This window comes from Campylobacter concisus (genome assembly GCF_002912425.1).
In the GTDB taxonomy this organism is placed as follows: domain Bacteria; phylum Campylobacterota; class Campylobacteria; order Campylobacterales; family Campylobacteraceae; genus Campylobacter_A; species Campylobacter_A concisus_AH.
The window spans coordinates 1-9,101 of record NZ_POYR01000071.1 but is presented as its reverse complement, the minus strand read 5'-3'; the positions used below and the strand labels follow the sequence as shown (position 1 = coordinate 9,101).

At 40.4% G+C, this 9,101-nt stretch carries 9 protein-coding genes; 3 read left to right on the top strand and 6 right to left on the bottom strand.

Annotated features, from left to right (window positions below):
• The first annotated feature begins 269 nt into the window (after positions 1-269).
• Genes CYP84_RS04220 through lpxD form a run of 3 tightly spaced genes read left to right on the top strand, consistent with a single transcriptional unit; the run spans position 270 to position 3,381 of the window.
• On the top strand, positions 270-1,964 hold the full coding sequence (locus CYP84_RS04220; RefSeq protein ID WP_258033891.1) for an acetolactate synthase large subunit: 1,695 nt from the start codon (positions 270-272) through the stop codon (positions 1,962-1,964).
• 2 nt (positions 1,965-1,966) lie between these two features.
• On the top strand, positions 1,967-2,428 hold the full coding sequence (gene ilvN / locus CYP84_RS04215) for an acetolactate synthase small subunit (RefSeq protein WP_223227413.1): 462 nt from the start codon (positions 1,967-1,969) through the stop codon (positions 2,426-2,428).
• Positions 2,428-3,381: a UDP-3-O-(3-hydroxymyristoyl)glucosamine N-acyltransferase gene (lpxD, locus tag CYP84_RS04210; protein ID WP_103636781.1), complete on the top strand. Its 954-nt coding sequence runs from the start codon at positions 2,428-2,430 to the stop codon at positions 3,379-3,381. Before ilvN ends, lpxD begins: the two co-directional genes overlap by 1 nt.
• A 482-nt stretch (positions 3,382-3,863) precedes the next feature.
• On the opposite strand, the gene CYP84_RS04205 is transcribed toward lpxD, so the two are convergent.
• Genes CYP84_RS04205 through CYP84_RS04180 form a run of 6 tightly spaced genes read right to left on the bottom strand, consistent with a single transcriptional unit; the run spans position 3,864 to position 8,728 of the window.
• Positions 3,864-4,538: a lysophospholipid acyltransferase family protein gene (locus tag CYP84_RS04205; RefSeq protein ID WP_223227307.1), complete on the bottom strand. Its 675-nt coding sequence runs from the start codon at positions 4,536-4,538 to the stop codon at positions 3,864-3,866.
• Positions 4,519-5,826, bottom strand: a complete 1,308-nt coding sequence (locus tag CYP84_RS04200; protein WP_103558135.1) for an SH3 domain-containing protein — start codon at positions 5,824-5,826, stop codon at positions 4,519-4,521. The genes CYP84_RS04205 and CYP84_RS04200 overlap by 20 nt, the downstream gene beginning before the upstream one ends.
• Entirely contained in the window at positions 5,820-6,485 is a 666-nt protein-coding gene (gene purQ, locus CYP84_RS04195; RefSeq protein WP_103636780.1) for a phosphoribosylformylglycinamidine synthase I, read from the bottom strand. Before purQ ends, CYP84_RS04200 begins: the two co-directional genes overlap by 7 nt.
• On the bottom strand, positions 6,482-6,718 hold the full coding sequence (gene purS, locus CYP84_RS04190) for a phosphoribosylformylglycinamidine synthase subunit PurS (protein ID WP_002941745.1): 237 nt from the start codon (positions 6,716-6,718) through the stop codon (positions 6,482-6,484). Before purS ends, purQ begins: the two co-directional genes overlap by 4 nt.
• Before the next feature lie 8 nt (positions 6,719-6,726).
• On the bottom strand, positions 6,727-7,437 hold the full coding sequence (gene purC / locus CYP84_RS04185) for a phosphoribosylaminoimidazolesuccinocarboxamide synthase (protein WP_009293856.1): 711 nt from the start codon (positions 7,435-7,437) through the stop codon (positions 6,727-6,729).
• A gap of 16 nt (positions 7,438-7,453) precedes the next feature.
• Positions 7,454-8,728 (bottom strand): S41 family peptidase, encoded by a 1,275-nt coding sequence (locus CYP84_RS04180; RefSeq protein WP_223231812.1) that lies wholly within the window; start codon positions 8,726-8,728, stop codon positions 7,454-7,456.
• Positions 8,729-9,101 lie beyond the last annotated feature (373 nt).

Here is a 9,101-nt window from a genome sequence, read left to right as displayed (position 1 = left end):
ATTGTCTGGATTGGCTGGATTGGCTGGATTGGCTGGATTGGCTGGATTGGCTATCGCCCCTCCACTTTTTCTAAATTTGCCAAATTTATCAAAATACTAAAAATAATATGCATAAATATATGTAAAATATTTTGTATTTTTTACTTTTTTAACTCAAAAATTTTTCAAAAATTTTAAGATAACGCCCAAATTTCGCTAAAAAGTTAAAATGGATTTAAAATGCTTTGGGATATAATTTGCGATAAATTTATCAAAAGGCTAAAGTGATGATAAAACAAATTTCTGGTTCACAGATGATAAGCGAAGCCTTGCACGAAGAGGGCGTTGAGATAGTTTTTGGCTATCCTGGCGGTGCAGCTTTAAATATCTACGACGAGACATATAAACAAACTTATTTTAAACACGTCTTGGTTCGCCACGAGCAAGCAGCAGTTCACGCAGCAGACGGATACGCTAGGGTTAGCGGCAAAGTTGGCGTAGCTTTTGTGACAAGCGGCCCTGGCTTTACAAACGCGGTCACTGGTCTTGCCACAGCTTACAGCGATAGCATCCCAGTTGTGCTTATAAGCGGTCAAGTACCAACCTTTATGATCGGCACAGATGCCTTTCAAGAGATCGATGCAGTCGGCATTTCACGCCCCTGTGTCAAGCATAACTTCTTGGTTAATAGCGTCGAGGAGCTACCTCGCATCATAAAAGAGGCGTTTTACATCGCAAGATCGGGCCGCCCAGGACCAGTTCATATCGATATCCCAAAAAACGTCACTTCAAGGCTTGGCGACTTTGTCTATCCAAAAGAAATTTCTATCCCAAGCTACAAGCCGACATATAAAGGCAACTCTAAGCAGATCAAAAAAGCCGCAGCTGCGATAAATGAATCAAAAAGACCGCTTCTTTACATCGGTGGCGGTGCGGTCGCATCAAATGCAAGCGAGATCATACGTAAATTTATGAAAAAAACAGGCATCCCAGCGGTTGAGACGCTTATGGCTCTTGGCGTGCTTGATGCAAAAGATGAGCTAAATTTAGGCATGGCAGGCATGCACGGCAGCTACGCTTCAAATATGGCTCTTAGTGAGTGCGACCTTCTTATCTCGCTTGGCGCTAGATTTTGCGATAGGGTCACAGGCAAAACTGACGAGTTTGCCAAACATGCAAAAATCATTCATATCGACATCGATCCAAGCTCTATCTCAAAGATCATAAACGCTCACTATCCGATAGTTGGCGACCTTACAAACGTGCTAAGCGAGCTTTATGAGGAGGTGAAAGGTGAGCCTAAAAACTATGCACCTTGGAGAGAAATTTTAGATAGATATCAAAAGCTAAATCCACTTGGCTACACAGATAGTGACAAGGTCTTAAAGCCTCAATGGGTGGTTGAAGAGACCGCAAAGATAGTTGGCCCTGAGGCTATCGTCGCAACTGACGTTGGTCAGCATCAAATGTGGGTGGCGCAGTTTTATCCATTTAACCGCGCAAGGCAGCTTGTCACAAGTGGCGGCCTTGGTACGATGGGATACGGCCTCCCTGCAGCGATCGGCGCAAAGTGTGCGATGCCTGAGCATTTGGTTGTAAATTTCACAGGCGATGGCTCGATACTTATGAATATCCAAGAGCTAATGACGGCTTATGAGACAAATGTCCCTGTCATAAACATCATCCTAAACAACAACTTCCTAGGCATGGTGCGCCAGTGGCAGACATTTTTCTATGAAAAACGCTACTCATCTACTGACCTTAGCCTTCAGCCTGATTTTGTAAAGATCGCTGAGGGATTTGGCGGCGTTGGCTTTGTATGCAAGAGCAAAGATGAGTTCAAAAAAGCCTTAAAAGAGGCGATCAAGAGTAAAAAATCAGCTCTTATCGACGTTAGGATCGACCGCTTTGAGGACGTGCTTCCTATGGTTCCAGCTGGGGCTGCGATTTATAATATGATATTAAAGAGCAAGGAAGAAAAATGAGCATCAGAAGAACGATTTCGGTTATAGTTTTAAATGAACATGGCGTTTTGGCTAGGATTTCTGGGCTTTTTGCGGGCAGGGGCTACAACATCGACACGCTCACAGTCGCTCCGATACCTGAGAGCAACTTCTCAAGACTAAGCATCGTCACAAGCGGCGACGAGAGGGTTTTAGAGCAGATCGTAAAACAGCTTCACAAGCTCATCCCAACATATAAAGTCATAGAAAGCGGCGAATTTGTCGAAAAAGAGATGGCTCTTGTGAAAATCCCGCTTGGCGAAAATTTCGCCGGCCTTGAGGCGATACTAAAGACATACAATGGCATCGTCACAAACACAAACGAAAACTACATCGTCGTCATGGTGGCTGATGATGCGAGCAGGGTAGAGAGCTTTTTAAAATCGATAAAGAAATTTAACCCAGTTGATGTCGTGCGCGGCGGATCTGTGATAATGGATATATGATGAAACTAAGCGAAATAGCCTTAAAAGTAGATGCCACTTTTAGCGGAGAAGATCTTGAAATTTTTGCTCTAAATTCTTTAAAAAATGCAAATAAAGCTGAGCTAACATACTGCGATGGCGAGAAAAATGCCAAATTTATAAGCACTTCAAACGCCGGAGCTATCTTGGTGACAAAATCGCTTTTGGACTTGGTGCCGGCTGGCATGGTAGCGCTTGTGTGTGACAACCCACACCTTGCATTTGCCATTCTTAGTAAAATTTACGCTAAGCCGCTTTTTTGCGAGCCAAAACCATCAAATATCGCCCAAAGCGCCATTATAATGCCAAATGTCTATATCGGCTCAAACGTGAGCGTTGGCGAAAACACGATAGTGATGGCTGGGGCATTTTTAGGAGATAATGTAACTATTGGTAAAAACTGCATCATTCACCCAAATGTCGTCATCTATAACGACTGCGTTATCGGAAACGAGTGCCACCTGCTAGCAAACTGCGTCATAGGCAGCGATGGCTTTGGTTATGCGCACACAAAAACTGGTGAGCATGTGAAAATTTATCACAATGGCAACGTTGTTTTGGGCGATTTTGTCGAGATCGGCGCTTGCACGACGATAGATCGTGGCGTTTTTGAAAGCACGATGATCGCAAACTACACAAAGATAGACAATCTCGTTCAAATAGGCCACAACTGCGAGCTTGGAAATGGCTGCCTCATCGTCTCACAAACTGGACTTGCTGGCTCAACAGTGCTAGGCAGAAACGTCGTTATGGGCGGACAAAGCGGCTCAGCTGGACACGTAAGCGTTGGAGACTTCGCTCAGATCGCGGCACGCGGCGGCGTTAGCAAAGACCTACCTGGCGGCAAAAAATACGCTGGAGCTTATCCGATAATGGAGCTTTCAGAGCAGTTTAAACTACAAGCAAAGATATTGAGATTTTTCAAGAAAAACTAAATTTGGCGGAGCTCTCCGCCAAATAGTTGTCGTACTTCTATAATTTAAATTTTTCTATTTATTTTATTTCACCGCAATCACAAACTAACATTTATGGCTAATAAAAATAGCCAGCAAGAGATCTAATTTAAGCATTAGGCTTAAATAAAATTTAATGCTCATAATAAACGGCTGAACTAATATGAGCAAAGTGTTATAAGGTGTAGTAATTTTTATATTTAATGGTGTAGAGAGCAGTCTATCTACTAAAGCTTGTTTGCTCGTGGCGGTAAAAAGCAAATTTGGATACATGCTTTGATATATAAAAACTTCTAAAAGATATTAGTAAAACGCTGGTGGATAAAATTCCTTTTACTAAGGTGATTTGTCTAAATTTATAAGGTAATATCACACCAACATTTACTTTATTGCTTATTAATTTTAACTCTTTATAGTGGTTACATAAAATGTGAATTCTAGAAAAGAAATTTACAAAGCTAAATTTATTTTCTGTTTTCGTCTAGGACTTTTTGCATGCTCTCTCTAGTCGCCTCTAGCCAGTTTTGTTTTGAGGTATCAACTAGATCAAGGCAAAAGAGCTTGATGTCTGCTTTTTTAAAGCTAAATTCTTTCACTTTCATCGCATCGCTTCCAACGATCACGATAGGCTGAACCTTTAAATTTAGCTTTTCAACTAGCAACTTTGCGCCACCTTTAAATGGTAGCAGCTCTTTAGTTTGAGACCTTGTGCCTTCTGGAAATATCGCTAAAACACGGCCATTTTCTACTCTGTCTTTTGCTTCGCTTAAAAGCTTTATTAGCGAGTGCTTATTTTCTCGCTCGACCGCTATCATCTTTGGAAGGCTCAAAATTTTACCGATGATCGGGATCTTACCTATCTGCGCCTTTGCGATCCAGCAAAGATTTTTAGGGTGCACCTCTTCAAGCACGATGATATCAAGCATGCTTTGATGATTTATTAGTAAGATATTCGCCTCATCTTTAAACTCACCTACCACCTCAAGTGTATAACCGCCAAAAAATCTCTGAGCTCTGCCCCAAATTTTTCTAATAGGTCTATTTTTCGAGTTAAAAAGCCACATAAAAAATACCACGACAAAAACGCTAAGAACAAATGTGATAGAGAAGAAAATAGCTCTAATTTTTGACAAGATCACCCTTTCTTACCCAGCCGATTTTGCCATCTGCGAATAAAATTTTTGAGTAGTCATCTTTTGTGTCTAAAATTTCAACATTTTCGTTTTTACGAGATGTATAAAAAACGGTTGAATTCTTAGTTGGCAAGATAGTGACGCTCACATCTGGCTTAAGCACTGCTTTGCCAAAAGGATTGTAAGTGTAAATTCCAAGTGCGATAAAAACAGCTGCCACAAAGAAGTAGCTTAGCTTTCTACGCCAGATCGCTAGCAAGATAAAGATAGCGACCAAAGAGTAGATCGTGATATCTTTGTAAGTGCTAAATTCGCTTTGTTTTGGATTTAGACCGATTTGCGTGCTAACCTCGTCCTCTTCGACGCTCACAGGCAGAGAAAAGCTCTCAAATTTAGCTTTTTTTAGGTTGTAGTAGTTAAAGTCAAGCGTCTTTTTGTTTGGCTTAAATACTGCAAAATAATATGCACTTTGCGAGTTAAAGTCGCCATTTATCGTATCTACGCCTTGCTTTAGGATCGTTTTATTTTCGATATTAAAGGCGCTTAGATCGACATTGTTGCCGTAAATTTCAACGACCATGATGTTGTTTATGTCATCAAATTTAGTCGTTTTAAATTTCTTCACCTCAAGGTTGTCAGCGACGATATGGTTGTAGTTTTCGTCGCTTCTAAGCTCTTTTAGCTTTGGTAAAAAGATATTTATGTTTGAGTTTTGATAGTTCTCGCCATTTCTTTTTAGATCCAAGCTAACTCGTAAAGTCTTTGCGTCAATGCTCGTTGCTTCAAGGTAGAAAGTGCCGATGTATTTGTTTTCATCGCCTTTTACCCATTGAAAATTCTTCTTATTTAGCCATTTGATATTTGTCTCATCAAGCTGTGTCTCAAACTCAAACTCAAGGTCACTTTGTGTATCAGCCACGATCTCAACGCTAAAAATTTCTCCTACTACGACGTTTTTAGGGATATTTGTCGCTTTTAAAAGGAGGTCTTTTATCTTGATCTTGTCATAGACTTGATTATCAGGGACGCTAATGTCTGGTTCGTTTGTCGGGACGATATTTCGCATCTGCTCTGGAGTGATACGCTCTGGTTGTGGGGCGATAGAGCGTGGAGAGACGAGCTTTCTTGATATATCTTCTTCGCTTGGAGTCTTTGCTTGCGGCTTTGATGCTTGGCTATTTACAAATTTATCCTCTCTTGCCTCATCCATCATGTCAAAAACGCTGACTTCATCAGTGTTTGCGGCAAATAAATTTAGCGCGAGTAGGGCGATAAAAAGTGTTCGTTTTACCAAACTAGCCCTTTTAACATCTTCATGCCATCATCTGTGCCTAAAATTTTCTCGCAAGCGCGCTCTGGGTGAGGCATAAGACCAAAGATCTTTTTGCTCTCATCGCAAATCCCAGCTATACTATCAACTGAGCCATTTGGATTTATCTCATTGCCGTGGCTGTCGCAGTATTTTAGCAGGACTTGCTCATTATCATATAGACTTTTTAGCGTATTTTCATCAGTGTAGTAGTTGCCCTCGCCGTGAGCGATGGGGATATTTACCACTTCGTCTTTGGCTAAATTTGCTAGGAATTTATTGCTATTTGAGATCACTTTTAGATGGTGATATTTTGAGACGAAATTTAAATTTTCATTTCTTCTCATCGCGCCTTTTAAAAGTCCAAGCTCAAGAAGCATCTGAAAGCCATTGCAAATTCCTAGGATGTAGCCGCCTTTTTTCGCATGCTCTTTTACAGCCTGCATCGCTGGGCTAAATTTAGCTATCGCAGCCGTTCTTAAGTAGTCGCCGTAGCTAAAACCACCAGGCAAAACGACTAGATCAGCATCGATCTTATCTTCTTTGTGCCAGATGATCTGCGTTTGGCAGCCAAGTAGCCCAAAAGCGTGAGCTGTGTCTTCTTCGCAGTTTGTGCCAGGAAAAAGTATGATGGCTACTTTCATAGCACGATCTCGTAGTCTTCGATGACGGTGTTTGCTAGAAGTTCTTCACACATCACTTTTAGCTGCTCTTTTGCTTTGCTTTTATCGCTCTCGTCGATGTCTAAAACGATTTGTTTGCCTATCCTGACATTTGAAACACCGCTAAATCCAAGCGAATTTAGCGCGTGCTCCACTGCCTTACCAGCAGGGTCTAAGACCCCACTTCTTAATGCTATATTTACGACAGCTTTCATCTTTGTCCTTAAGAAAGAATTCTTCTTAAAACTTCTTCGTAAGCTACTTTTACGCTACCAAGGTCTTGTCTAAATCTATCTTTGTCAAGTTTTTCATTTGTCGTAGCATCCCAAAATCTGCAGCTATCAGGGCTTATCTCGTCAGCTAATATGATGTTGCCATCTTTGTCGATACCAAATTCGACTTTGAAATCAACTAGTTTTAAATTTCTCTCTGCAAAGAATTTAAATAAGATAGAGTTGATCTCTCTAGCTGTGTGTCTTAGTGTTTGAAGGTCTTTTTCACTCTTTACTAGCCCCATGATGATGCAGTGCTCATCAGTAACTAGTGGATCGTGCAAATCGTCATTTTTGTAGTAGAACTCAACAAGTGTAAAAGGTAGAACGGTGCCTTCTTTTATGCCAAGCCTTTTGCTAAGTGAGCCAGTTGCGATATTTCTCACAACAACTTCAAGAGGTATGATCTCGCATTTTTTGACAACTTGCTCAGTGTCGCTTATTGTCTCAACTAGGTCAGTGACGATACCTTTGCTCTCTAGCAGTTTAAAAAGCTGAGTAGAGATTTTATTATTTAGTGCGCCTTTGCCAGCTTCGTTGCCTCTTTTTTGAGCATCAAATGCTGTTAGATCGTCTTTAAATTCAGCCACAAGTAGATTTGGATCGTCTGTGGCGTACATTTTCTTGCCTTTTCCCTCGTAGATAAGCTCTCTTTTTTGCATGTTGTTCTCCTTTAGATTATTGTTGTTTTATCTTTAAAATTTTGATCGTATCAATCGCTGTTTTTAACTGGATATCCTCATCGACTTTTTTCTGTGTGATTATGTTTTTATCATCTTTTGCTTCAGTTTTATTGCCTTCACTTGTTGGATTTATCTTGTTTAGCTCGCTTTTTAGGTGTGCTTTTAGCTCGCTTTCTTTGATGCTAAATGCACTATCATCGCTTTGCGGCACTTTGCCAGGATGCACGACTACATCAGGCGTGACGCCCACAGCTTGGATAGTTCTGCCGCTTGGTAAGTAGTATCTTGCAATGGTTAGTCTTAGTGCTTCTGTATCGTCTATTGGCAAGATTACCTGAACGCTGCCTTTACCAAATGTGTTTTCGCCAATTATCACCGCACGCTTGTGATCTTGCAGTGAGCCACTTACTATCTCGCTAGCACTTGCGCTTCCGCCATTTACAAGGACAACAAGTGGGAGTTTTGATAAGGTTTTGCTAGCACTTGCTTTATACTCTACATTTTCAGATGCGTCGCGACCTTTTTGAGATACGATGATGCCATTATCTACGAAAAGATCCACTAGATCGACAGCTTGATTTAAAAGACCGCCAGGGTTGTTTCTAAGATCAAGTATGATGCCATTTGCTTTTGGATGCTCTTTGATAGCGTCTTTTACCTTTGTAACGACGTTTTTGTCAAAATTTGTGACGCGTATATAAAGGATGTTATCGTTTTCTATCATTTTTGCATAGACAGACTCAACCTTTATAAGATCTCTTATGATCTTTACGTCAAATGGCTTTTGCTCGCCTTTTCGCAAAATCGTAATTGTTATCGGAGTTTTTGGCTTGCCGCGCATCTTATTTACGGCTTCATCTATCGTTGTGCCGATAGTTGAGTTGCCATCGATCCTTAAAATGATATCGCCTGCTTTTATGCCTGCTTTATCAGCTGGAGTGTCCTCGATAGGCGAGATAACGGTTAGTGCGCTATCTTTCATGCCAACTGTTATGCCAAGTCCGCCAAATTCTCCGCTTGTTTGCACCTGCATATCTTTATATGCTTTTTCATTTAAAAAGCTTGAGTGAGCGTCTAAATTTTGCATCAAACCAGCGATGGCTTTGTCAATTATCTCTTTAAATTTAATGTCATCAACGTAGTATTTTTCGACTGTTGAGATGGTTTTTGTAAGTTTTGAAAGTGCTTCAAGCTTTGCACTTGCCTCATCCTCAGTTTTAGCAAAAAGTGCATTTACTGCTACGCTTGAGATGAGTAGGGCGCCTGTTATTTTTAGCGCAAAAGATCTAGTAAATTTGTTCAAAATATCTCCTATATTTTTTGGCTCAATTTTATTAACATTTGGCTAAAAAAAGCATAAATTTAACCTTATATTTTTAGCTTTTGTCTATTTTTAACACAAATTTATAACAGCAAATTTTAGCAATTAAATAAAAAGAGTGACAAATGTTATAAAAATACTTGACAATATAAGACTAAAGTTATATAATGCCGCCATTATAAAATAACTTAAGGAGCTTTAATGGCTGACATAACAGAAAATTTAACAGCGCAGATGCAAGAGACACTTGAAAAAGGCGTTAGCTTAGCGATCTTTTCTAAAAATCCACAAGTTGTGCCACTTCACGTCTTTTGGGCTTTGC

Coding starts and splice junctions, on each gene's coding strand:
- purQ (WP_103636780.1), bottom strand. CDS start 6,485: ATGAAAGTAGCCATCATACTTTTTCCTGGCACAAACTGCGAAGAAGAC.
- lpxD (WP_103636781.1), top strand. CDS start 2,428: ATGAAACTAAGCGAAATAGCCTTAAAAGTAGATGCCACTTTTAGCGGA.
- purS (WP_002941745.1), bottom strand. CDS start 6,718: ATGAAAGCTGTCGTAAATATAGCATTAAGAAGTGGGGTCTTAGACCCT.
- purC (WP_009293856.1), bottom strand. CDS start 7,437: ATGCAAAAAAGAGAGCTTATCTACGAGGGAAAAGGCAAGAAAATGTAC.